The organism is Ornithinimicrobium kibberense, from assembly GCF_006519705.1.
Taxonomy (GTDB): domain Bacteria; phylum Actinomycetota; class Actinomycetes; order Actinomycetales; family Dermatophilaceae; genus Ornithinicoccus; species Ornithinicoccus kibberensis.
The window spans coordinates 1-23,358 of sequence record NZ_VFXM01000013.1 but is presented as its reverse complement, the minus strand read 5'-3'; the positions used below and the strand labels follow the sequence as shown (position 1 = coordinate 23,358).

The 23,358-nt window shown below is 73.1% G+C and carries 24 protein-coding genes and 2 tRNA genes; 18 read left to right on the top strand and 8 right to left on the bottom strand.

The window, feature by feature from the left end:
* The first annotated feature begins 47 nt into the window (after positions 1–47).
* The 6 genes from FJR00_RS16540 (at position 48) to FJR00_RS11875 (ending at position 8,260) form a co-directional block, all read left to right on the top strand.
* Complete coding sequence (locus tag FJR00_RS16540; protein ID WP_141338941.1) at positions 48–3,095, top strand: ATP-binding protein; 3,048 nt, start codon at positions 48–50, stop codon at positions 3,093–3,095.
* Between the two features lie 97 nt (positions 3,096–3,192).
* Entirely contained in the window at positions 3,193–4,605 is a 1,413-nt protein-coding gene (locus FJR00_RS11895; protein WP_141338940.1) for an FAD-binding oxidoreductase, read from the top strand.
* Between the two features lie 80 nt (positions 4,606–4,685).
* Positions 4,686–5,234 (top strand): cupin domain-containing protein, encoded by a 549-nt coding sequence (locus tag FJR00_RS11890; protein WP_141338939.1) that lies wholly within the window; start codon positions 4,686–4,688, stop codon positions 5,232–5,234.
* 127 nt (positions 5,235–5,361) lie between these two features.
* Positions 5,362–6,456, top strand: a complete 1,095-nt coding sequence (gene thrC, locus FJR00_RS11885) for a threonine synthase (protein WP_141338938.1) — start codon at positions 5,362–5,364, stop codon at positions 6,454–6,456.
* Complete coding sequence (locus tag FJR00_RS11880; protein WP_141338937.1) at positions 6,456–7,409, top strand: homoserine kinase; 954 nt, start codon at positions 6,456–6,458, stop codon at positions 7,407–7,409. The genes thrC and FJR00_RS11880 overlap by 1 nt, the downstream gene beginning before the upstream one ends.
* A complete protein-coding gene (locus tag FJR00_RS11875; RefSeq protein ID WP_141338936.1) occupies positions 7,406–8,260 on the top strand; it encodes a PhzF family phenazine biosynthesis protein in 855 nt (284 codons plus the stop codon). The genes FJR00_RS11880 and FJR00_RS11875 overlap by 4 nt, the downstream gene beginning before the upstream one ends.
* A gap of 25 nt (positions 8,261–8,285) precedes the next feature.
* Here the strand turns inward: FJR00_RS11875 and FJR00_RS11870 are convergent.
* Positions 8,286–8,365 (bottom strand) — tRNA-Leu (locus FJR00_RS11870).
* Positions 8,366–8,387: 22 nt separating this feature from the next.
* Positions 8,388–8,861 (bottom strand): thioredoxin-dependent thiol peroxidase, encoded by a 474-nt coding sequence (bcp, locus tag FJR00_RS11865; RefSeq protein WP_141338935.1) that lies wholly within the window; start codon positions 8,859–8,861, stop codon positions 8,388–8,390.
* 88 nt (positions 8,862–8,949) lie between these two features.
* Here bcp and FJR00_RS11860 point away from each other — a divergent pair, with 88 nt between their 5' ends.
* The 5 genes from FJR00_RS11860 (at position 8,950) to FJR00_RS11840 (ending at position 13,052) form a co-directional block, all read left to right on the top strand.
* Entirely contained in the window at positions 8,950–9,228 is a 279-nt protein-coding gene (locus tag FJR00_RS11860) for a DUF3618 domain-containing protein (protein WP_075957370.1), read from the top strand.
* Between the two features lie 42 nt (positions 9,229–9,270).
* Positions 9,271–10,254 (top strand): magnesium and cobalt transport protein CorA, encoded by a 984-nt coding sequence (locus tag FJR00_RS11855; protein WP_141338934.1) that lies wholly within the window; start codon positions 9,271–9,273, stop codon positions 10,252–10,254.
* A 13-nt stretch (positions 10,255–10,267) separates the two neighbouring features.
* Positions 10,268–11,167, top strand: a complete 900-nt coding sequence (locus tag FJR00_RS11850; RefSeq protein WP_141338933.1) for an alpha/beta fold hydrolase — start codon at positions 10,268–10,270, stop codon at positions 11,165–11,167.
* 101 nt (positions 11,168–11,268) lie between these two features.
* Positions 11,269–11,808 (top strand): SigE family RNA polymerase sigma factor, encoded by a 540-nt coding sequence (locus FJR00_RS11845; protein ID WP_141338932.1) that lies wholly within the window; start codon positions 11,269–11,271, stop codon positions 11,806–11,808.
* The gene (locus FJR00_RS11840) at positions 11,805–13,052 is read left to right on the top strand and encodes a hypothetical protein (protein ID WP_141338931.1); all 1,248 of its coding nucleotides are present in this window, start codon (positions 11,805–11,807) and stop codon (positions 13,050–13,052) included. Before FJR00_RS11845 ends, FJR00_RS11840 begins: the two co-directional genes overlap by 4 nt.
* A 42-nt stretch (positions 13,053–13,094) precedes the next feature.
* On the opposite strand, the gene FJR00_RS11835 is transcribed toward FJR00_RS11840, so the two are convergent.
* Both FJR00_RS11835 and tdh read right to left on the bottom strand, forming a co-directional pair.
* Positions 13,095–14,285, bottom strand: a complete 1,191-nt coding sequence (locus FJR00_RS11835) for a glycine C-acetyltransferase (RefSeq protein ID WP_141338930.1) — start codon at positions 14,283–14,285, stop codon at positions 13,095–13,097.
* A gap of 10 nt (positions 14,286–14,295) precedes the next feature.
* Entirely contained in the window at positions 14,296–15,348 is a 1,053-nt protein-coding gene (gene tdh / locus FJR00_RS11830) for an L-threonine 3-dehydrogenase (protein WP_141338929.1), read from the bottom strand.
* A 101-nt stretch (positions 15,349–15,449) separates the two neighbouring features.
* On the opposite strand from tdh, the gene FJR00_RS11825 reads away from it, so the two are divergent.
* Together FJR00_RS11825 and FJR00_RS11820 are read left to right on the top strand one after the other, a co-directional pair.
* Positions 15,450–15,522 (top strand) — tRNA-Lys (locus FJR00_RS11825).
* A 113-nt stretch (positions 15,523–15,635) separates the two neighbouring features.
* Positions 15,636–16,763 carry a YihY/virulence factor BrkB family protein gene (locus FJR00_RS11820; RefSeq protein ID WP_141338928.1) on the top strand — a complete coding sequence of 376 codons (1,128 nt, stop codon included), beginning with the start codon at positions 15,636–15,638 and terminating at the stop codon, positions 16,761–16,763.
* Between the two features lie 744 nt (positions 16,764–17,507).
* On the opposite strand, the gene FJR00_RS11815 is transcribed toward FJR00_RS11820, so the two are convergent.
* Genes FJR00_RS11815 through FJR00_RS11805 form a run of 3 tightly spaced genes read right to left on the bottom strand, consistent with a single transcriptional unit; the run spans position 17,508 to position 19,386 of the window.
* Entirely contained in the window at positions 17,508–18,125 is a 618-nt protein-coding gene (locus tag FJR00_RS11815) for a peroxiredoxin family protein (RefSeq protein WP_075957365.1), read from the bottom strand.
* Between the two features lie 9 nt (positions 18,126–18,134).
* Positions 18,135–19,112 carry a cytochrome c biogenesis CcdA family protein gene (locus FJR00_RS11810; RefSeq protein WP_141338927.1) on the bottom strand — a complete coding sequence of 326 codons (978 nt, stop codon included), beginning with the start codon at positions 19,110–19,112 and terminating at the stop codon, positions 18,135–18,137.
* 1 nt (position 19,113) lies between these two features.
* Positions 19,114–19,386: a glutaredoxin gene (locus FJR00_RS11805; RefSeq protein ID WP_141338926.1), complete on the bottom strand. Its 273-nt coding sequence runs from the start codon at positions 19,384–19,386 to the stop codon at positions 19,114–19,116.
* A gap of 303 nt (positions 19,387–19,689) precedes the next feature.
* On the opposite strand from FJR00_RS11805, the gene FJR00_RS11800 reads away from it, so the two are divergent.
* A complete protein-coding gene (locus tag FJR00_RS11800) occupies positions 19,690–19,902 on the top strand; it encodes a hypothetical protein (protein ID WP_075957364.1) in 213 nt (70 codons plus the stop codon).
* A 207-nt stretch (positions 19,903–20,109) separates the two neighbouring features.
* Here FJR00_RS11800 and FJR00_RS15785 read toward each other — a convergent pair whose 3' ends face one another.
* Positions 20,110–20,283 (bottom strand): hypothetical protein, encoded by a 174-nt coding sequence (locus tag FJR00_RS15785; RefSeq protein WP_158068614.1) that lies wholly within the window; start codon positions 20,281–20,283, stop codon positions 20,110–20,112.
* Positions 20,284–20,415: 132 nt separating this feature from the next.
* Here FJR00_RS15785 and FJR00_RS11795 point away from each other — a divergent pair, with 132 nt between their 5' ends.
* From FJR00_RS11795 to FJR00_RS11780, 4 genes are all read left to right on the top strand, one after another.
* On the top strand, positions 20,416–21,138 hold the full coding sequence (locus FJR00_RS11795) for a response regulator transcription factor (protein ID WP_075957363.1): 723 nt from the start codon (positions 20,416–20,418) through the stop codon (positions 21,136–21,138).
* A gap of 86 nt (positions 21,139–21,224) precedes the next feature.
* Positions 21,225–22,322, top strand: a complete 1,098-nt coding sequence (locus tag FJR00_RS11790; RefSeq protein WP_238330471.1) for a sensor histidine kinase — start codon at positions 21,225–21,227, stop codon at positions 22,320–22,322.
* Between the two features lie 37 nt (positions 22,323–22,359).
* Complete coding sequence (locus tag FJR00_RS11785; protein WP_141338924.1) at positions 22,360–22,989, top strand: DUF305 domain-containing protein; 630 nt, start codon at positions 22,360–22,362, stop codon at positions 22,987–22,989.
* 52 nt (positions 22,990–23,041) lie between these two features.
* Positions 23,042–23,278 (top strand): SHOCT domain-containing protein, encoded by a 237-nt coding sequence (locus FJR00_RS11780; protein WP_141338923.1) that lies wholly within the window; start codon positions 23,042–23,044, stop codon positions 23,276–23,278.
* Positions 23,279–23,358: the final 80 nt, after the last annotated feature.

The following is a 23,358-nucleotide window of genomic DNA, read 5'->3' as shown; positions in this document are numbered from 1 at the left end:
CCGGGACGGAGCACGGGTCCGCCCGGCCGTGGGATGGTGGACGGGTTATGCGGTTCCTGCTGCTCGGTGAGCGGGCCGCCGTCCAGCAGGACGGGTCGGCCGCACCCAGCTCGCCGCGGACGGTCTCCCTCGTGGCCTACCTGGCCGTCCACGCCGGCGTCCCCCAGCCCCGGGCCACCGTGGCCGCCGCCCTGTGGCCGGACACCCCGGGGCCCCAGGCCCTGACCAACCTGCGTCGCGAGCTGCACCACCTGCGCCGGCTGTTCGCCGGGGACGGGTGCCTCCAGGTCACCGCCACCGACCTCACCTGGCACGACGGCCCCGGCTGCACGGTGGACCTTCTCGACCTCCGCGCCACGGTCACCGGGCTGCGCGCGGCCGTGGAGGGCGCCCGTCCCGCCGGTGCCCCCGAGGAGACGCTGCTCGCCCTGGGGCGCGACCTGCTCGGCACCTACCGCGGCGACCTGCTGCCGGGGCTCGACGACGGGTGGGTGGTCGACCTGCGGGCGCAGGTGGAGCAGGAGTTCGTCGACGCCTGCGACCTGCTCGTGGGGACGGCGACCGGCCTCGACCCGTCCTCGCCGGTCCACGGGCCGGCCCTGGACGCCGCCCGGCGGCGCGTCCGCCTGCGGCCTCTGGAGGAGGCCGGCCACGTGACCCTGATGCGCCTCCTGGCCCACGTCGGCGACGTGCCCGGGGCGCTGGCCGCCTACCACCGGTGCGCCCGGGTGCTCCGGGACGAGCTCGGGGTCGACCCGGGTGCCGCCGCGCAGGCGTTGCTGGCCGAGCTCCTGGGGCGCGCGGGCGGGGCGTCGGAGGACCCGCCCGGACGGGTGGTCCGTCCGGCGGGCGCCGGGGAGAGGGATCCGCTCGTGGGGCGGGAGCCGGAGCTGGCGGCGCTCGTGTCCCAGCTGGACGCCGCGACCACCTCCGGGCTGCGGGTCGCCCTCGTGCACGGAGAGGCGGGCTCGGGCAAGAGCCGTCTGGTGGAGGAGCTGCTCGCGGCGGCCCGGCGCCGAGGCCTGCGCACCGCCGCCGGCGGTGGCCACGCGATGGGCGGGGCGGTCGCGATGGCCCCCGTGCTCGACTGGCTCGCGGGCGAGCCGGGCCGACCGCTCCCCTCCGGGCCCGGGGAGGGGTCGGCGCGGGGTGCGGCGAGCTGGGAGCGGCTGGGCTTCGTCCGAGACCTCGTGCGTCGGCTGGCGGCCTCGGCCCCGGCCGTGCTCGTCCTGGAGGACGTCCAGTGGGTCGACCAGGACACCCTCGACCTGGTGTCGTCCCTGGCCCGCTGGGAGCCGGCGGCCCGCCTCCTCCTCGTCCTGACCGCCCGTTCCGGTGCGCTGGAGGAGAGCACCGACCTGGCCCGGTGGACGGCCGGTGTCCGGGCCCAGGTGCCGACCCTGGTCGTGCGCACCGGGCCGCTGACCCCGTCCGAGGGTCGCACCCTGGTCCGCCGTCATGGGGACGAACGGTGGGACGACGACCGCTGCGCCGCGCTGCACGCCGCCACGGGCGGGTTCCCCCTCCACCTCGTCGAGGCGGCCCGGCTCCTCGTCCGGCACGAGCGCGCCGGCACCCTCCCGGCGGCGGACCTGCCCACGGGAGACCTGCGCGGCGTGCTGACCCACCGGCTGACCGTCCTCGGCGGTGCCGCCCAGCAGCTGGCCGTGGTCGCCGCGGCGGTCGGGCGGTCGGCGTCGCTGCCGCTCCTGCGGCTCGCCGGCGGCCTGGACGACGCGACGACCGTCCAGGCGCTGGACGAGCTCTGCCGGGCGGCCGTCCTCGTCGAACGTCCCGGGGGGTACGACTTCACCCACGACCTCCTCCGGGACGCGGCCTACGAGCTGGCGACCCCGGCGCGGCGGGCGCTCGTCCACCTGCGTGTGGGCGAGGCGCTGGAGCGGCTGCACGGCGAGCACCTCGAGGACGTCGCCGCGCTGCTGGGGGAGCAGTACTCCCGGGCAGGCCTGCCCGAACGGGCGGTCCGGCACCTGCGGGAGGCCGCCCGGGCGGCCGGCCGGGTGTTCGCCGCGGACCGGTCCATCGAGTCCCTCAGGGCCGCCGCGCTCCAGCTGCAGGCGCTCCCTGCAGGACCTGCGCGCGACCGCGACGAGCTGGACTGCCTGCACGACCTCGCCGCGGTCCTCAACGCCCGGCACGGCTGGACCTCCCCGGCGCTGCGCAGCACGCTGGAACGCGCGCAGGAGCTGGCGGCGGGCCTCCACGACGACCCTGCGCTCGCCGACGTGCTCACCGGTCTGTGGGGCACCGACTACGTGCGCGGCGCCAACCGGCAGGCGCTGGCGACCGCGGAGGCGGCCCGGGCGGCGGCCACCCGCTCGGGGGACCGGGTCAGGGTGGCCGTGGGCCGCTTCGCGGTCGGCGCCACCCTGGTGCACCTGGGTCGGCCCCGGGACGGGCTGGACGAGCTGGAGGGAGCCATCGCCGAGGGCCTGACCTCGTTCCGGCTGGCGGTCGGGTCCCGCCCGGAGGTGCACGCCCGGGCGTGGGCGGCCCACGCCCGGGCCCTGCTCGGTGACACGGAGGGTGCGACGGCCGCGTCGCAGGAGGCCCTGGACCGGGCCGGCAAGCACCCCTACGACCGCGCCCTGGCCCTGGCCTACGCCGCGGTCACGGCGCACCTGCGCGACGACCGCCACGGTCTGGTCCCGCTCGTGGACGAGCTCGCCCAGCAGTGCGGGCGCTACGAGCTGGGCTACTACGGCAGCTGGGGCGAGGCGCTGCACGGCTGGATCGACGGGGGCGAGGCCGGTGCCGCCCGCCTCCGGCGAGCCATCACCGACCAGCGGGCCACGGGTGTCGGGGCCCGGTCCGGCTACTTCCTGAGCCTGCTGGCCGACGTGACCGCCGACCCGTCGGAGGCCCGTGCCGTGCTCGACGCCGCCGCGGCCAACGCCCGGGCCCAGGAGGACCTGTGGTGGCTGCCCGAGATCGAGCGCCGACGGGGGCTGCTGCGTCCGGCGGGCGAGCGGCGTCCAGCCCTCGAGGCCGCCCTGGAGCTGGCGACGGCCCAGGGCAGCCGGTTGCTGGCCGAGCGCTGCCGGCTCTCGCTTGCGGACCTGCCGGAGGGCTGACCGGGGGCGGTGCGAACGCTGGGCGAACGGTGTCCTCCCTAGCGTCGGGCGTGGCTCGCCCGACCACCCCGGTCGGACGCCGACCTCAGGAGAACCCATGACCGCCACCCAGACCGCCGTACCCGTGGACACCCTCGCCACGCTCCTGCGCGGCAGCGTCATCCTCCAGGGGGACGCCGGCTACGACGCTGCCCGTGCCGTCCACAACGGCATGATCGACCGCCGTCCCGCCGCGATCGCCCGGTGCGCCGACGAGGTCGACGTCTCCCGGGCGGTGCTCTTCGCCCGGGAGCACGGGATGACCGTCGCCGTCCGGGGCGGCGGCCACAACGCCGGCGGCCTCGGAGTCTGGGACGATGCCCTCGTCGTGGACCTGTCGTTGATGCGCGGCGTCCACCTGGACCGCTCGGACGGGACGGTCCGCGTGCAGGGCGGGGCCACCTGGGGCGACGTGGACCACGTCACCGTGCCGGCCGGACGGGCCGTCCCCTCCGGGCTGATCAGCACCACCGGTGTCGGGGGTCTGACCCTCGGCGGCGGCATCGGCTACCTCTCGCGCCGCTACGGGCTGACGGTCGACAACCTCCTCGAGGCGCAGGTCGTGCTCGCCGACGGCACCGTCGTGACCGCATCCGAGGACGAGCACCCGGACCTGTTCTGGGGGCTGCGCGGCGGCGGCGGCAACTTCGGGGTGGTCACCTCCTTCCGGTTCCGCTCCCACCCCGTGGGCGAGGGCGGGATCGTCCTGGGGGGTCCCGTGCTCTACGACGCGGCGGACGCCGCCGAGGTTCTGCGGTGGTACCGCGAGGTCCTGCCCGCCCTCCCGGAGGAGGTCAGCGGCTGGCTCGGGATGCTGCGGGTGCCCTCCGGGCCACCCTTCCCGGAGGCCCTGTGGGACCGCCACGTCTGCGGCATCGTCTGGTGCTGGACGGGCCCGCACGACCGGGGCCAGGAGGTGCTCGACGAGCTGGCGGCCTTCGGGGAGCCGTTGCTCGTGGGCCTGCACGACATGCCCTTCAGCGCGCTGCAGAGCGCCTTCGACGCCCTCTACCCGCCGGGCTACCAGTGGTACTGGAAGGCCGACTTCTACGACCGGATCACCGACGAGGCGGTCAGCACGCACGTGCAGCACGGCACCCGACTGCCCAGCGCCCTGTCGACGATGCACCTCTACCCGGTCGACGGCGCCGTCGCCAGGGTGGCCGAGGACGCGACCGCCTTCCCCCACCGGTCCGGCGGCTGGGCCGGCGTCATCGTCGGGATCGACCCCGACCCCGCCAACCGCGACCTCATCACCGGCTGGAGCCGGGACTACTGGGAGGCGCTGCGACCGTCCGCGGCCGGGGGCGCCTACGTCAACTTCCTCATGGAGGAGGGGGCGGACCGGGTCAAGGCCGCCTACCGCGGCAACCACGACCGGCTCACGCGGGTCAAGGCCCGCTACGACCCGGAGAACACCTTCCGGGTCAACCAGAACATCCCCCCGGCGACGGGGGAGACGTCCCGGTGACGGGACGACAGCTCCTGTCGCAGGGGCAGGAGCCCGGACGGCCCGGGACCGGGCCGGAGCAGCACGAAGGAAGAACGACCATGCAGACCACCACGCAGACAGGTCGTCGGCGCACCGCCGGCGCCGCCACGCTGGCCCTGGCCGCCTCCGCGGGCCTGGCCGCCCTGGGGACGTCCGGGGCGTCGGCCGACGACCCGGGAGCCTCCGCCCCCGCCATGGGGCCGGAGGTCACGGTCCTGGCCGGCCGCGCCGACTTCCCGGACGACATCGAGGTGAAGATCAAGCGCTCGCTGGACGGCGGGCCCACCGAGGTGCTCAACCTCAAGGACCCCGGCGACATCATCGTGGCCCGGGTCGACCTGGCCCCGGGGGCGGCCTTCCAGTGGCACACCCACCCGGGTCCGGTCGTCGTCTCCGTCGCGCAGGGGCAGCTGACCTACCAGCAGAGCACGGACTGCGTCGAACGGCTCTACGGCACCAGCGAGGCGTTCGTCGACCCCGGCAACATCGTCCACACGGCGTGGAACGGCGGGGACACCGACGTCGTGCTCTACGCCACCTTCTACGACGTGCCCGCCGGCGAGGGCCCCACGCGCAACGAGCCGGTCCAGGACGGGTGGTGCGACTGAGGGGCCGGTGCAGGCGGACCCGGACGGGCCGGGCGGGCGCAGGGGCCCGCCCGGCCCACGTCCGGACCACGCCCGCGCACGGCATACCCTTGACCTGCCCCCTCCCCAGGACCCTCGAGGACTGCCCATGGCGCACCAGTGGCGCGGCGTGATCGCCGAGTACGCCGACCGACTCCCCGCGACGATCACCGGGACCGTGGTCACCCTGCGCGAGGGCGGCACCCCGCTCATCCCCGCCGAGCACCTCTCCGAGCTCGTCGGCGCGCAGGTCCACGTCAAGTACGAGGGCCTCAACCCCACCGGCTCGTTCAAGGACCGTGGGATGACCGCCGCGATCAGCGACGCCGCACGCCAGGGGGCCAAGGCGGTCATCTGCGCCTCGACCGGCAACACCTCCGCCAGCGCGGCGGCCTACGCGGCCAAGGCCGGGATGACCTGCGGCGTGCTCGTGCCCGAGGGCAAGATCGCGATGGGCAAGCTGTCCCAGGCGATCGCGCACGGGGCCACCCTCATCCAGGTCGACGGCAACTTCGACGACTGCCTCACCGTGGCCCGCAAGCTGGCCGAGGCCTACCCGGTCGAGCTGGTCAACAGCGTCAACCCCGCCCGGATCGAGGGCCAGAAGACCGCCGCCTTCGAGGTCGTGGACGCCCTCGGCGACGCGCCCGACATCCACTGCCTGCCCGTGGGCAACGCCGGCAACATCACCGCCTACTGGCGGGGGTACACCGAGTACGCCGACCCCGGCGCACCCGGTGCCGGGGGGACCGCCCCCGCGACGCGCCGGCCCCGCATGCTCGGCTTCCAGGCCGCCGGCGCCGCCCCGATCGTGCTGGGCCACCCGGTCGACCACCCCGAGACGATCGCCACCGCGATCCGGATCGGCAACCCCGCCTCCTGGGCCCAGGCCGAGGCCGCGCGGGACGAGTCCGGGGGCCTGATCGACAGCGTGACCGACGAGGAGATCCTCGCCGCGCACCGGCTGCTGTCCGCCCGCGAGGGGATCTTCGTCGAACCGGCCTCCGCGGCCTCGGTCGCCGGGCTGCTCAAGGCGCATGCGGCCGGTCTCGTCCCGGCCGGCGCCACGGTCGTGTGCACGGTGACCGGGCACGGGCTCAAGGACCCCCAGTGGGCCCTCAAGGGCGCCGACGGCTCCGACGTCGACCCCGTGCGGGTCCCGGTCGACGTGGTGAGCGCCGCCCGCGCGCTCGAGCTGGAGTGATGACGCCGCCGCCCGTCGGCGCGACCGTCTCGGTCTCGGTCCCGGCCAGCGCCGCCAACCTGGGGCCCGGGTTCGACGCCGTCGGGCTGGGGCTGGGGATCCGGGACGGGTATGCCGTGCAGGTGCTGCCCGCGGACGTGGGCCTGGAGGTCGTGCTCGAGGGGGAGGGGGCCGCCGACCTGCCCGTCGACGAGGGCCACCTCGTCGCCCGCCACCTGCGCGAGGCGCTGGAGGCCGGTGGGCACGGGTGGCTGGAGGGCTACGGGCTGCGGCTGACGTGCCGGAACCGGATCCCCCTGTCGGCGGGGCTGGGCTCCTCGGCCGCGGCGATCGTGGGCGGCCTGGGGCTGGGGTTCGCGCTGGTCCGCGGCGGTGAGCTCACGGCCGCCGACCTGGCGCTGGTCAACGCCTCCGCCGGGGTCGCCGAGGGGCACCCGGACAACTCCTCGGCCTCCGTGTACGGCGGGCTGACCGTCTCCTGGATGCCCGGTGCTTCCGTGGTGCGCACGGCACGCCCGGTGCTCCACCCCGACGTCGTGCCGGTCGTCCTGCGGCCTCGCGGGACGCGGGTGGACACGGCCACCGCCCGGGCGGTGCTGGGCCCGCAGGTTCCCCGGGGGGACGCCGTCCGGCAGGCCGGCCGGTCGGCCCTGCTCGTGCACGCGCTGACGGCCGACCCCTCGATGCTGCTCGACGCCACGCAGGACTGGCTGCACCAGGAGCAGCGGCGCGACGTCTACCCCACGACCATGGGCGCCGTCGACCGTCTTCGCTCCCTGGGGCACGCGGCCGTCGTCTCCGGCGCGGGCCCGACCGTCCTGTGCCTGACCACGACCGACCTCGTGGACGTGGTGGTGGCCGAGGCCCGCTCGTGGGGCCGGACGTGGCAGGTGCGCACCCCCGGCGTGGCGCGGGAAGGGCTCGTCGTCGAGACAGGAGGGGGCGGATCGTGACCACGACCCCCCGCAGGTTCAGCCAGGTCGACGTCTTCAGCGCGCACGGGCTGCGCGGCAACCCGCTCGCCGTCGTCCACGACGCCGACGGGCTCGACGAGCAGACCCTGGCACAGTTCGCGCGGTGGACCAACCTGTCGGAGACGACCTTCCTCCTGCCGCCGACGGACCCCGCGGCCGACTACCGCGTGCGCATCTTCACGACCGGGGGCGAGCTGCCCTTCGCCGGACACCCCACGCTCGGCAGCGCCCACGCCTGGCTCGAGGCCGGCGGGGTGCCGCGGGACGCCGGGCGGGTCGTGCAGCAGTGCGGCGTGGGCCTGGTCACGGTCCGCCGCGGGGAGCGGCTGGCGTTCGCCGCCCCGCCGCTGCTCCGGTCGGGCGAGGTCGACCCCGCCCGGGCCGAGGAGGTCCTGGCGGCACTCGACCTGGACCCCGCCCGGGTGCTGGGGATGGCCTGGGTGGACAACGGGCCGGGCTGGATCGGCATCGAGCTGGGCTCCGCCGAGGAGGTGCTGGCCGTCGAGCCGGTCCCGGCGCTCGCCGGGCTGCTCAAGGTGGGCCTGGTCGGACGCTGGCCGGACCCGGCGTCGGTCGGCAAGGACGTCGAGGTGAGGGCCTTCTACGGCGACGGCACGGACTTCGGGGAGGACCCGGTGACCGGCAGCCTCAACGCCGGGCTGGCCCAGTGGCTCGTCGGCGCGGGCCGGCTCCCGGACCGCTACGTCGCCGGGCAGGGCGTGCGGCGCCACCGCGACGGTCGGGTGCACGTCGAGCGGCGCGACGGGCAGGTCTGGGTCGGCGGCGACACCGTCACGACCGTCTCCGGCACGGTGCGCCTGCCCGGGTGAGCGGCGCGGCATACCGGGTCGGCGGTGCGCCCGGCGGGACTCGAACCCGCACGCCGGAGCACAGGAACCTAAATCCTGCGTGTCTGCCAGTTCCACCACGAGCGCGCACGGACCAGCCTAACCGCGGTCATCCCAGCTCGACGCCCAGCTGCCGCGCCAGCATCTGCACGTGGCCCTTCGCCTTGACGTTGTAGCGGGCCAGCTCGACCCGGCCCTCCTCGTCGATCACGAAGGTCGAGCGGATCACGCCCATGACGGTCCGCCCGTAGTTCTGCTTCTCCCCGTAGGCGCCGTAGGCGGTGAGCACCTCCTTCGACTCGTCCGCGACGAGCGGGAAGGTCAGCCCCTCCTTCTCGGCGAACCGGGCCAGCTTCTCGGGGGAGTCGGGGGAGATGCCGACGACGGCATACCCGGCCCGTTCGAGGACACCGAGGTTGTCCCGGAAGTCGCACGCCTGGGTGGTGCAGCCGGGCGTCATCGCCGCGGGGTAGACGTAGAGGATCACCTTCCGGCCGGCGAGGTCGGACAGGCTCAGCTCGCCGCCGTCGGCGGTGGGCAGGGTCCAGGCGGGGGCCGGCTGTCCGGGCTCCAGACGGGTCATGACGTGCACCTCCGAGGTTCGGGAACAGGGGTTCTGAGTTATCGTCTCAGGTGATCAGCACGCCCACCCCATCAGGACGAGGACGCACATGGCCGACAAGAAGCCCGCACGGTCCCCCCAGGAGATCGAGGCCGACATCGCGGCGACCCGCAGCCGGATGTCCCGCACGGTCGACGAGCTCACCTACCGGATCAACCCGCAGACCCTGAAGACCAACGCCGTCGCCTCGCTCAAGGGCAAGGCCAACGACGCGGCCTTCCAGGCCGACGGGACCCCGCGCTACGACCGGCTGGCGATGGGCCTGGGCGGCGTCTCGGGGGCCGCGCTGCTGCTCGGCGTGCTGCGCCGCACCTTCCACCGGGGCTGAGCCGGCGCCGGTGGTCCGGTATGCCGTGACCGGGGCCCTGCGGTGATCGTCGACCAGGCCGTCTACCGGTCGGGCGACCGGCACCCGTGCGGCGACCTCAGCGACGAGCTGGCCGCGCTCCGGGAGCCTGGGCGACCGGACGCCGACTTCCTGTGGGTCGGGCTCAAAGACCCCGGGCCGGGGGAGTTCGACCTCGTCCGGCGCGAGCTGCAGCTGCACCCGCTCGCCGTCGAGGACGTGCTGCACGGCAACCAGCGGGCCAAGGTGGAGAACTACGACGGGACGGTCTTCGCCGTCGTCAAGACGCTGCGCTACGTCGAGGCGACCTCGGACATCGAGACCGGCGAGGTGATGGCGATCATCGGCGACCACTTCGTGGTCACCCTCCGCCACGGGGACGCCGCCCCGCTGCACAGCGTCCGGGCCCGGCTCGAGCAGCACGAGCAGCAGCTGCTGCGGGAGGGCCCGCTGGCGGTGCTGCACGGCCTGCTCGACAAGGTGGTCGACACCTACCGGGAGATCGACGACGAGGTCGGGCAGGACCTGCAGGCCATCGAGATGGACGTCTTCGGCGGCGGCAACCGGACCGACTCGAGCACCATCTACCGGCTCAAGCGGGAGGTGCTGGAGTTCCGCCGGGCCGCGCTGCCGCTGCGCGGGCCCCTGCTCGAGCTGAGCGAGCCGGACGGGCCGGTGACCTCGCCGGAGCTGCAGCTGCACTTCCGCGACGTGGCCGACCACCTCGACACGACCCTGGCCAGCATCGACAGCTACGACGCGCTGCTTACCGACGTGCTCTCGGCCCACCTGTCGCAGATCGGGGTCCAGCAGAACGCCGACATGCGCCAGATCTCGGCGTGGGCGGCGATGATCGCCGTCCCGACGCTCATCGCCGGCGTCTACGGCATGAACTTCGACCACATGCCCGAGCTGCACTGGGTGCTCGGCTACCCCCTCGCCGTGCTCCTCATGGTGGTCGCCGTCCTCCTGCTCCGGCGGTCGTTCAAGCGCTCGGGCTGGCTCTGAGACGATGGGCCCCGTGACCACCAGCACGGACAGCACGCCGACCACCACGAGCGGGACCGCCTACCGCGTCCAGGGAGCTGCCGACGGCATCCCCGTCGTGGCCCTGCACGGCACCCCCGGCTCCCGCTTCAGCGCGACGCCCGCCCGGGACGCGCTGCGTGCGCTGGGGCTGAGGGTGCTCACCGTGGACCGCCCGGGGTATGGCGACACCCCCGGCGGCGAGGTCCGTCCGGCGCGCGAGCTGGCCCAGGACGTGCTCGACGTGCTCACGCACGCCGGTGTGGACGGGCCGGTCGGGCTGCTGGCGGCGGGCGGCGCCACCCCCGCCGCCGTGGCGCTGGCGGCGCTGCACCCGGAGCGGGTGGCGGCCCTGACCCTGGTGTGGCCGCAGGCCCCGGTCGCCCCGGACGCGGGCAGCCCGGCGATGGAGCAGCACGCGTGGCTGCGGGACATGGACGAGCAGCAGCGGATGCTGCACTCCCTGGCCCTGCAGGACCCGGTCTTCCTGCGTGACCAGCTGGAGTTGGGGCTGGGGGCCGACGCCGGCGCGGAGGGGATCGTGCTGGACCTGGCCCAGGCGCAGGAGCCCTGGGGCGTCGACCCGGCCGTGGTCCGCTGCCCCGTGGACGTGTGGTGGGGCACGGACTCCGCCGTGAGCCCCGCCGGCCACGCCGCCTGGCTGGCCGACCGGTTCTCCGGCGCACAGGTGCACCGGCACGAGCTGGACGAGCCCCAGTGGCACGTGCGCCGGCTCGTCGAGGTCTTCGCCCGGCTGGGGGAGCGGCTGGGCGCGACGCCGCTGACCGACCAGGAGCTGCGCGCCGCCTCGGCGGCCGTCGACACCGACGGGTGCGGCGGCGGCAGCCTGGGCGGCTGCGCCTGCGGCGCGGGGGGCTGCGGCGCGCCCTCCTGAGGGGACGGCGTGGGCGGTGCCGAACCCCGATCCGTCCGTCGACACAACCGGAGGCCCGGTCCCGGGCGTATAAAGGCCATGGACAACCGAGGACGGACACCATGGCCAGCCAGGTCGACGACGACTTCGCCGCGTTCGTGAGGTCGCGGCAGCGAGGGCTGCTGCGCGCCGCATACCTCGTCTGCGGGGACCGGGACCAGGCAGAGGACCTCGTGCAGGAGGCCTTCGCCAAGCTGGCCAGCCGGTGGGCCGGGGTGCGGGAGGGCTCGCCCGACGCCTACGTGCGCCGGATCATCTACCGCGACGCGGTCTCCGGGTGGCGTCGGTGGGGGCGGCGGCAGAGCGTCACCGATCCCGGCGTCGTGACGGCTCTGGCCGAACGGGGGGAGGCGTCCGACCCCGCGGAGCGGTGGGTCGAGGGGGCCGCGGTGCGGCAGGCGCTGGCGGCCCTTCCGCCCCGACAGCGCGCCGTCATGGTGCTGCGCTACTACGAGGACCTGTCCGAGGCCCAGATCGCCGAGTCGCTCGGCATCGCCCGGGGCACGGTCAAGACGCTGGCCCGCGGGGCCCTGGTCAACCTTCGCCGGCTGCTGCCCGCGGCCGCCCCGGCGCTGACCCTGGACGGGGGTGAACGGTCATGACACGCGATCGGCTGAGGGAGCTGCTCGACCGCGGTGCGGAGGACGTCGCGGAGGTCGACTTCGTGGACGCCGCGTGGCAGGACGGCATGGGGATCCGGCGCCGTCGTCGGGTGCTGGCCGCCACCGGGCTGACCGCCACCGGGGCGGGAGCCCTGGCGCTGGCCCTCGCCGTCGGCGGTGGCCTGCAGGACCTGTCGGCACCGCAGCCGGCCGTCCCCCCGGACGGGGACGTCTCAACCGCCACGCCGACGCCGACGCCCTTGCCGACCGTCGAGGACACCGCCGGGGAGACGACGGCCCCCGACCGCCTCGAGCTGGCCCCGGGGTCCATCGCCGGCATCGCCCTGCCCGCTCCGGGCGAGGAGGTCGTGGCCGCCGTCGAGGAGCACCTCGGCCCGCAGTTCGACCCGCCCGGCCCGGGCTACTACCCCGACTTCGGCGACGCGACCGGCTGCGAGGCCGTCGGCCTGGTGCCCGGCCCCGGCGAGGCCCGCTTCGCGCACTGGGAGGTCGACGGCACCACGCTCTACGTCCGCGGCCGGGAGGTCGAGGGGGAGTGGGAGGTCGACACCTACGAGGTGCGCGAGGACGCGGGCGAGCTGCTCGCCCTGCCCTTCGACCTGCGGATCGGGATGCCGGGCGAGGAGGCGTTGGCCATGATGCCGGAGGCCGAGGAACGGCAGAACCAGATCCTGCTCGACGCCCCGACCTGGCACGCCCAGGACGACGTGCACGTCTTCACCGACGACGTCGTCTCCACGGTCCAGTTCGGCCCGCTCCACTGCGCGGCGCCCGACGAGCAGGTCAACCTGGCCGCACCGGCAACCGTCGGGGTGCCGGCGGGGCAGGTGCTGCCGGGCCTCGCCGACATCTTCGGCGAGGCCGAGGTCCGGCGGACCGAGTCGGCCCCGGCCTGCGGCGGCCGGCCGCTCGAGCAGCACTTCTTCGGCGCTGCCCTGCGGATCGACGTCACCACCGACCCGGCCGGAACCCCTGTCGTCGACGGCTGGTCGGTCACCGGGAACGACGGGCGCATCGTCATGTCGCTCGACTACCGGGTGGGGATGACCCTGGAGGAGGCGCAGGCCCTGGCCTGGACGCCCGACCCCGGGACCGTGCAGGAGGACGGCACCCTCCTGCTGCGGATGGGTCGCAACGACCTGGTCTTCTCCGACGAGGACTCCGGCCGGACCCTGCAGGAGGTGCGCAGCATCCCGATCCTCTGCACCGCCGACGGACGCTGAGGCGCTGCGCCACCGGTCACCGGTGGCGCAGCGTCCGTGCGCTCAGCCGACCTTGTCGCGGGCCGAGACGAACGCGGCGACGCAGGCGCGCACGTCCTCCTCGGAGTGGGCGGCGGAGAGCTGGACCCGGATGCGGGCCTTGCCGCGGGGGACCACGGGGTAGGAGAAGGCGATGACGTAGACGCCCTCGGCGAGCATGGCGTCGGCCGTCTGGCTGGCGCGGCGCGCCCCGTCCTCGCCGGGGAACATCACCGGCACGATCGGGTGCTCACCGGGGAGCAGCTCGAAGCCCTCCTCGGTCATCAGCGTGCGGAACAGCTCGGCGTTGCGGCGCAGCGCGCGCCGGGGCTCGTCGGAGTCGCGGGCCAGCCGCAGCGCGGCCAGGGAGCCGGCCACGACCGAGGGGGCCACCGCGTTGGAGAACAGGTAGGGGCGGGCCCGCTGCTTGAGCAGCTCGACGACCTCGGTGTGGGCGGCCACGAAGCCGCCGGAGCCGCCGCCGAGCGCCTTGCCCAGGGTGCCGGTGACGATGTCGACCCGGTCCATCACGCCGAAGTGCTCGGGGGTGCCGCGGCCGCCCTCGCCGAGAAAGCCGGTGGCGTGCGAGTCGTCGACCATGACCAGCGCCCCGAACTCCTCGGCCAGGTCGCAGATCTGCGGCAGCGGCGCGAGGTAGCCGTCCATCGAGAACGCGCCGTCGGTGACGACCAGGGTCCGTCGGGCGCCCTGGTCGCTCGCGGCCTGCAGCTGGGCGCGCAGGTCGTCCATGTCCCGGTTCTTGTACCGGTAGCGGCTGGCCTTGCACAGCCGCACCCCGTCGATGATCGAGGCGTGGTTGAGCTCGTCGGAGATCACCGCGTCCTCCGGGCCGAGGAGCACCTCGAAGATGCCGCCGTTGGCGTCGAAGCAGGAGGGGAACAGGATCGAGTCCTGCGTGCCGAGGAAGTCGGCGATCTCGGTCTCCAGCTCGCGGTGCTGGGTCTGGGTGCCGCAGATGAAGCGGACCGAGGCCATCCCGAAGCCCCAGTCGTCCAGGGCCTTCCGGGCCGCGTCGACGATCTGCGGGTGGTCGGCCAGGCCCAGGTAGTTGTTGGCGCAGAAGTTCAGCGCCTCCCCGGCCGTGGTGGCGATGTGGGAGGACTGCGGCGTGGTGATCAGCCGCTCGTGCTTGGTCAGCCCGTCGGCCTCGATCTGGTCGAGCTCGGCGCGCAGCTGGTCCTTGACGGCATACATGGTTTCTCCTTCAGCTCCAGTCCAGGATGACCTTGCCGACCTCGCCGGAGCGGGCCGCGTCGAAGGCGTCCTGCCACTGCTCGGCCGGGAAACGGTGGGTGATGACCGAGCGGACGCGGTCGCGCAGCACCTGCGAGGTCTGCAGCATCGCGGTCATCTTGTACCAGGTCTCGTACATCTCCCGGCCGTAGATGCCCTTGAGGGTGATCATGTGCGTGATGACCTTGCCCCAGTCGATCGCGTAGGGCTCCGAGGGCAGGCCCAGCATCGCCACCCGGGCGCCGTGCGTGCAGTTGTCGATCAGCTCGGCCATCGCCCGCGGGTTGCCGGACATCTCCAGCACTACGTCGAAGCCCTCGGTCATCCCCAGCCGCTCCTGGGCCTCGGCGATGCGCTCCGTCGACACGTCGAGGACCAGGTCCGCCCCCGCGGCGGCGGCGAGCTTCAGCCGCGGGGCCGAGACGTCGGTGACGACCACGTGCCGGGCACCGGCGTGCCGCACGACCGCCGCGGCCATCACCCCGATCGGGCCGGCCCCGGTGATAAGCACGTCCTCGCCCTCCAGCGGGAACGACAGCGCCGTGTGCACCGCGTTGCCCAGCGGGTCGAACACCGCGCCCAGGTCGGGGTCGATGAGGTCGGGCTGGACCCACACGTTGGAGTGCGGCACCACGACGTAGTCGGCGAAGCACCCGTCCCGGTTCACCCCCAGGTTGGAGGTGTTGACGCACATGTGCCGCCGGCCCGCCCGGCAGTTGCGGCAGTGCCCGCACACCACGTGCCCCTCCACCGAGACCCGCTGGCCGGGCCGCAGCCCGTAGCGCTCGTCGTCGGGCACCCCCTCGCCGACCTCGACGACCTCGCCGTAGAACTCGTGGCCCACGACCAGCGGCGGGCGCAGCATCGAGGCCGCCCAGTCGTCCCAGGACTCGATGTGCAGGTCGGTGCCGCACAGCCCGGCCCGCAGCACCCGGATCTTCACCTCGCCCAGCCCCGGCGAGGGCTCGGGCACCTCCATCAGCTCAAGGCCTGGACCGGGACGGGGCTTGACCAGGGCGCGCATGGGCCCATCCTTGCGTATGCCCTCGCGCCCGTGGGTGCGGGTGCCCGCCCCCCGCGCGTTTTGGGCGGGGGCTGCCCCCGGTGCTACAGTTGTCGGCTGTCGCGCCTATAGCTCAATTGGCAGAGCAGCTGACTCTTAATCAGCGGGTTCGGGGTTCGAGTCCCTGTGGGCGCACCGCGAGAAGGGCCAGGTCCGCCCCCGGACCTGGCCCTTCGGCATACCCGGTCGGGCCCCGGACGGGGCGCACCGACCTGCCGGGGTCGGACCTGCGTGCCACACTGGGGCGCGTGAGTGAGACGCAGCACCGGGAGACCATGGCCCGCGACCAGCAGGAGGGGTCCTTCGACCAGGCCGAGGAGCGTGGGCCCGACAGCCCCGCCGAGCTGGACAAGCCCGACTGGAAGGCGGTGGCCAAGCGGGTCGTCGCCGAGTTCGGCGAGGACGGCGGCCCCGACCTGGCCGCGGCGCTGACGTACTTCGCCATCATGTCGCTGGCGCCGATGCTGCTGGCCCTGTCGACCTCGCTGAGCTTCCTCGGCCAGGGCGAGGCCACGCAGACGGCCATCGAGGACCTGGGCGCCGAGCTGGGGCTGCAGCAGGGCACGATCGAGACGGTCGTGAAGTACCTCAACAGCATGGGCGAGGCCGGGGGAGCAGGGATCCTGCTGATCGTCGGTCTGCTCGGTGCCCTGTGGTCGGCGTCCAACTACGTCAACGCGTTCAGCCGGATGATGAACAACGTCTACGAGGTCGAGGAGGGGCGCCCGGTCTGGAAGCTGCGGCCCTGGCTCGTGGGCCTGACCGTGGTCATCCTCCTGCTGCTCATCACCATCGTCCTGTCGGTGACCCTGTCCGGCACGGTCTCCGAGCTGGTCTTCGGCGCGATCGGGCTCTCCGGCACCGCCACCACGGTCTGGAACATCGCCAAGTGGCCGGTGATCCTGCTCATCCTCGTCGTCATCGTGGCGCTGCTCTACTGGGGCACCCCGAATATCAAGCAGCCGAAGTTCCGCTGGCTCAGCCCCGGTGCCGCCCTGGCCGTCGTGGTGGCCATCCTGGCAGCGGCCGGCTTCGGCTTCTACGTGGCCAACTTCGGCAGCTACAACGCCACCTACGGGGCCCTGGGTGGTGTCATCGTCCTGCTCCTGCTGATCTTCATCATCAACAACGTGCTGGTCCTGGGCGCCGAGCTGGATGCCGAGCTGGAGCGGGGCCGCGAGCTGGCCGCCGGCATGGCCGCCGAGGAGACCATCCTGCTGCCCCCGCGCGACAGCAAGGGCACCGAGAAGAAGGCCGAGAAGTCGGCCAAGCTGGTGCGGGAGGCCCGCCAGCTGCGGATGAAGGCGGCCCGCCAGCTGAAGGACTCGGGCAAGGAGTCCGGACTGCCCGGGCGCGAGAGCGGTCCCAAGGTCTGAGCCGACCGCTTCCCCCACGGAGGCAGCAGACCCCCGGGCCGACGGCCCGGGGGTCTGCTGCTGTCCTCGACGAGGACCTCGGGGTGAGTGACGGGAGCATAACCCGCAAGCGTTTGACCTAGGCATACAGTCGGAACGCTCCCGGTGTGGCAGTAGTGTGCCAGTTGAGACTGCTAGTGACGCCTGCCGCCATGGTGGCTGTCACACCGCTCGTGACGGCCCCTCGGGCAAGCAGCACAGCGAAGCCACCCTCGGCCAGGAGCCGATGTCTACGCATCCCGGTGGTGCCCCCGACGCACTGGCACCCCGGAGTCGACCATGGCGTGTACGGACTTGGCGGAAGGCCAGCGGCTCCGCAGGCCGTCAGGATCTCAGAATGCATGACGTGGCCGACAGGTGCCGCCGGCTCGAATGGGTGCAGGGCGTGAGGTCGCGTACGCGAATGCCGGCTGGGTGGACTTGTGCAAGGAGGGCCAGCTCCACTCAAGCGTGGGCAGGTCCCACCAGTCGAGTACGAGAGGTCCACCACGTGGCATCAACTTCGGGCCGCGGCCAACACGAGAGCCGCGGCGGAGGCCCCCAGCTCGGGCTTGGCCACACCGCAGGCTGGTGGTCACGCCACCGTCGGGACTGTCCACCAAGCGGTGGTTTTTGCCTGACGCGCCGGCGTGGTCGGCGGGGAAGCTCGCGTGATGACCGAGAGGATCACGAGCGTGAGCTCGAGGATGCGGCCTAGCGGGTGGGTCAGGCGGGCAGGTGTTCCTGGACCTGTATGAGGAGGTCTGTCGGGGAGAGCCACATGGAGGGGTACTCCCCGTACCAGCGCTGCTGGCCGTTGCGGTCGATGAGGACGAAGCTGTGGCCGGGCAGTCCGGCGTGCATGCCCTTGCCCAGGGTGTTGTAGGCGTCGGACACGGTGCCGTCGTCGAGGAGGAACGGCGTGCGCACCCCGTTGAGCTGCATGTCGCGGGTGATCTGGTCGCGGGTGTTCATGACGATGGGTAGGACGGTGAGGTCCAGGTCCGCGAACAGGTCCTCGTCCTTCTCGATCTCGGCCATCTGAACCAGGCAGGACTGGCAACCGGCACCTTCGTTGAAGTAGAGGAGGACGTTGCTTCCGCGGAACTGCTCCAGGCTGACCACCTGGCCGTCGGTGTCGGTCAGGGTGAAGGTGGGCGCCGGGCGGGCCTGGGCGTCGGAGGCTGGGCGTGAGGTCAGCAGCATGGCCGAGACCACGGTGACCACGGCCAGGAGCGCGACGCTGATGACGGTCAACCGGCGTCGTCGTCGGCGCTTCTCGGCCTCTTGCTCCTGCGCCTCGATCCTGGCGAGACGGGACTCGCGGGCGGCTCTGGTGGACACGTCTTCTCCTCAGCGGTGTTCTGCGTCGTCGGGGACGGCACCGGTGTGCAGCGCCGGCGCGTGGTGGCAGGTGTCGGCGGGGGCGTCGGCCTCGGAGACGCCCTCTTTCTGACGGGGCTCGCCCTGCGGGCGCCGTCGGTCACGCAGGGTCGCGACGACGAAGACGGCGGCCAGCGCCATCACGCCAAGGCCCAGCAAGGGCTCCGGCAGCGGGGAGACCCACTGCTCGAAGCGGTCGAACAGACCGGCGAGGCCCTGGCCGATCTCGACCTGGGACTCCGGGCCGTTGGTCATCGTCCCGGTGCCGGCGAGGTAGATCACGAAGATGCCCATCGCGGTGAAGGCGGCCGCCACCACGATGTTGATCGAGTTGGTGGCCAGGACCCGGCCGCCGAGCTGCAGCCGGACGGGGCGTGCCTGTAGGAAGCGTCGCTCCCCCAGGCGGAAGCGGTCCCAGAACAGGGCCATGACGAACAGGGGGAAGACCATCCCGAAGGTGTAGGCCAGACCGAGGGCGAAACCTCCGACGGCGGATCCGGAGAGAGCCGAGAGGGTCATGACCCCGGCCAGGACGGGGGCGCAGCAGCTGCTGGCGATGCCGGAGAACACGCCGAGGCTGAAGAAGCTGAGCCCGTCGCCGCCCCGGGTGTCGGGCGCGCGCAGCGAGGCGGGGAGGGTGAGCATGCGCCCGGAGAGGCTGACTGCGGCGAGTGCCAGCATGAGCGCGCCGCCGGCGTAGTACAGCGGGGTGTGGTAGTTCGCGACCGCGGAGGCGACCAGGCCGATGCCCAGGGTGATCGGTACCATGACCAGGCCCAGACCGGCTGCGAACAGGAAGGTGAGGGGGAGCAGTCGCCACCGCCGGTTCTTGACGGCCGCGGCGAGGTAGCTGGGGGCCAGGAACACGATGCAGCAGGGGGCGAAGAGGGCCACCCCTCCGGCGAGGAAAGCGGCCAGCACCGAACCGGTGGTGAGCAGCTCTCCCATCTCAGTTCTCCAGCAGGGTGATCAGCTCGCGGCGGGACACCCCGCCCTGGCTGAAGAAGGCCCCGTCGACGAGCACCAGCGGGGTGAGCCCGGCCCGGTGCTCCTGCATCCGGTCCTGACCCGGTGCGGTGCGGGCGTCGAAGGACCTGACCTCGATGAGATACCCGTCCTTCTTGAGCCCGCTGAGCACGCGGTGCGTCTCGTCGCACGAGTGGCATCCAGGGCTGTCCACGACCTCGATCTGCACGGGTCGGGATGTACTGGTGGTCGTCACGCGTGTTCCTTTCTGCGGCCTCAGGCTGGACACGGACCAGCCTCACGTGCCGGGGCAGCGGATCTGCGGCGGTCCCATGGAGAATTGATGTTCGGTCGACGGGTGCCTCCAACCAACCTCCACAAGCTCCCGGTTCCCCGGCCCTGCCCGCCGACGGTTGACCGTGGCGGGCAAGGACTCCTCACCCCGATCACGAAGGTTTGATGGAGAAACTCGTCCTCGGCCCACCAGCCCCCACCGCGGGTGCCACGATCGGACTGGCGGCAGCGGACCGGCTGTCGCCCACTCGCGAAAAGGACACTCATGCACAAGTTCGTCAAGGTCTTCGCTGTCGTCGCCCTGGCAGGTCCTGGGCTGGTCGTCGCCGGGTCTGCCCAGGCGGACGACGACAACGCCGCGTTCGGTCAGCACGTGCAGATGCACGCCCAGATGATGGGCTTCGACGGATCGCACAATCCGGGTATGCACCAGGGCAAAGCAGGCTGGGAGCACAGCCACGCGCACCCGATGCCCTGACCCTGCTGCCCGCACCGCCCTCAGCGGGCCGGTGCGGGCGGTGCGGGAGTCGGTCGTCGTCGATCCTCATGGACTGGTCTACCGGCGCTGCGAGCAGTTCAACGCGACAGAAGCGTCACGAGTCGAACGGGTTCCGCTGCCGTCGTCCGAACGGGCGTCCTCTGCGCCCCTCGTCCTCGGTGAGGACGCCGGCGGATCACGGGAGCATCACTGAGGGGGACCGGCGGTCCGGCGTCGGCGCGTGCCCAGGTCCGGGCCCCTTCGTGAGGAGCGTCCGCGGGGCAGGAGAGCCCGGACGGTGATGAGGACCGTGGTCCAGAGGGCGACGGTGAGCATGATCGTGACCAGCAGCGTGGTCAGGCCGATACCGCTCCAGATCATCGCTTCTCCTCAGGTCGGGGGTCCACCTCGCAGCGAGTCTCGTCCCGTCTGCTGCGTCTGTTGCGTGCGATGCCTGTAGGTTCGATGAAGGTTCTGGCGGGGCCACGCTCCCGGGTGCGCGATGATGCGGGCATGTCCGTGACGAACTCCCCTGCCCATCAAGCCCGTGTCCTGATCGTCGAGGACGAGCGCGCACTGGCGGGCGTGGTCTCGAGCTACCTGTCCCGGGCCGGTTACGGCACCTCGGTCGTCCACACCGGCCCCGAGGCCGTCGAGGCCGCGCGCGCCCAGGACCCGGACGTGGTCGTCCTGGACCTGGGGCTGCCGGGGATGGACGGGGTGGAGGTGCTGCGCCGGATCCGGACCTTCTCTGACTGCTATGTGGTGGTGGTGACCGCCCGGGCCGACGAGGTGGACACCTTGATCGGGTTGTCGGTGGGCGCGGACGACTACGTGACCAAACCGTTCAGCGTGCGCGAGCTGGTGGCCCGGGTGCAGACCATGCTCCGCCGACCCCGCGCAGGCCGCTCCCGCGGGGACCACCCGGTGGAGCCCATGCGGGTGTTCGGTGACCTGCAGGTCGACCAGGCGGGTCTGGAGGTGCGGCTGGCGGGGCGACCGGTGGACCTGACGCCGACCGAGCGTGACCTGCTGCTGACCCTGTCCTCCCGCCCGCGGACCGCCTTCTCCCGACGCCAGCTGATCGAAGAGGTCTGGGGTGGCGGCTGGGTGGGTGACGAACATCTCGTGGACAGCCACATCGCCCACCTGCGCAGGAAGCTGGGCGACGCCCCTGAGGAGGGTCGCTACGTGGCTACCGTCCGGGGGGTCGGCTACCGGATGGGACCGGGATGAGCACGGACCTGCCCCCTCGACGAACGCGGCGGGCCCCTCGAGAAGAGACGTGGGTCCTCCGGAGGGCCGGACTGGCGACCCGTCTGCTGGTGGGACAGGCCGTCGTGCTCGTGGCTGGTGCCCTGACCGTAGGACTGGTCGCTGCGGTCGTCGGACCGCCGATCTTCCACGAGCACCTGCTCCGGGCTGGCCTGCCGGAGGGGGCGTCGGAGATGGTGCACGTTGAGCTGGCCTACCGGGACGCCTCGCTGCTCGCGGTGGGCCTGGGGCTGCTGATCTCTCTGCTGGCGGCGGGTGGGGTCACCTGGTTCCTGACCCGGCTGCTGCGCCGGCCCCTGGCCGACCTGACGGACGCCGCCCAGGAGCTGGAGCGGGGCCACTACGACGCCCGGGTGCCCGACGTCGGTTCGGGCACCGAGCTGGACACGCTGGCCGAGGCGTTCAACGTGATGGCTGCCCGCCTGGAAGGGGTCGAGGACACGCGGCGGCGACTGCTGTCCGACCTGGCCCACGAGCTGCGCACCCCGATCGCCACGCTGACGGCATACCATGAGGGCCTCTCGGACGGCGTGGTGCCGCCGGGACCGGAGACCCGGGCCGTGCTGGCCGAGCAGACCGACCGGCTGGCCCGGCTGGCCCAGGACATCGACGAGGTGTCCAGGGCCGAGGAGGGACGTCTCCTCCTGGACCGGCGACCGGTGGCTGTGCCCGACCTGCTGCGCCTGGCTGCCGAGACGATGCGGGAGGCGTACGCCCGCAAGCAGGTGGATCTGCTCGTCGACGTGGACCCGGCCGCAGGCCCGCACCTGGTGGTCGACGTGGACCCGGTACGGGTGGGCCAGGTGCTGACCAACGTGCTCGGAAACGCCCTGCGGCACACGGCGCCCGGTGGCCAGGTCACGGTGCGGGCCGTCCGCGACGGCGCGGTGGCGGTGGTCGAGATCGTCGACGACGGTGAGGGGATCCCCGCCCACCAGCTGCCGCACGTCTTCGAGCGGTTCTTCCGTGGCGACAGCGCGCGCGACCGGGACCGGTCCGGCTCGGGCATCGGGCTGACCATCAGCCGGGCCATCGTGGAAGCCCACGGGGGCACGTTGTCCGCCGCCAGCGACGGGCCGGGGACGGGGGCGACCCTCCGCCTGGCCCTGCCCCTGGGATCTCCATCGAATCTCCATCGAACCTGAGGCTTCCCGGCAGGTGAGCGGTGCAGGGTGGACCCTCGTGACCTTCTCAGCACCGCGACCAGTCCTGACCGCCACCCTCACGCTGACCTTGGTGCTCGGTGCCTGCAGCAGCCAGACCGGGACCGACGACGACCCGCCGACCCTGACGGCGACGGCGACGGCGACGGCGGCGGTGCAGACCTCGCACAACGCGATGGACACCCAGTTCGCCCAGCAGATGATCGTGCACCACGAGGGCGCCGTCGAGATGGCCCAGCTGGCCCAGGAACGCGCCGCCACCCCGCAGGTGCAGGACCTGGCCGGGCAGATCGAGGCGGCTCAGGGCCCCGAGATCGAGCTCATGCACACCTGGCTGCAGGCCTGGGGTGAGCCACCCGCGCCCGAGGACGACATGGCCGACATGGGCCACGGGGACATGGGCACGACGATGCAGATGGAGGGGATGACCCAGGAGGAGGCCATGGCCGAGCTGGAGTCGCACTCCGGGCAGGAGTTCGACCGCCGGTTCCTGGAGCTGATGATCGAGCACCACCGTGGGGCCATCCTGATGGCCGAAGGGGCTCTGACCGACGGGCAGGACCCCGACGCGCAAGAGCTGGCGCAGCAGGTCGTGGCCGACCAGGAGGCCGAGATCGACGTGATGGAACAGATGCTGGAGGACCTGTGACAGGACCTGACATGCATGGTGGAGCACCTCCACGACGGCGGAGCCTGACCCGGTGACCTGGTTGTGGTCGGTCCTGCTGGTGGTCGGGGTCGCGCTGCTCGGCTACACGGCCGTGCGCGTGCTGGCTGGTGGCCTGGCAGATGGTTCCGGCGGCGCGGACCTTCGAACGTCTTCCGGCGGGCCGCGGGCGAGGCAGGTCCTGGACGAGCGGTACGCCGCTGGAGAGCTGAGCACGCAGGAGTACGAGGAGCGTCGGGCCGTGCTGGCCCGGGGGGAGGACGGGTCGTGAGGTCGGTCAGCCGGCGGACCGCCCTGACCCTGGGGGGTCTGGGCGTGGTGGGCACGGTCGTGGGCGGGACCGGCCTGTGG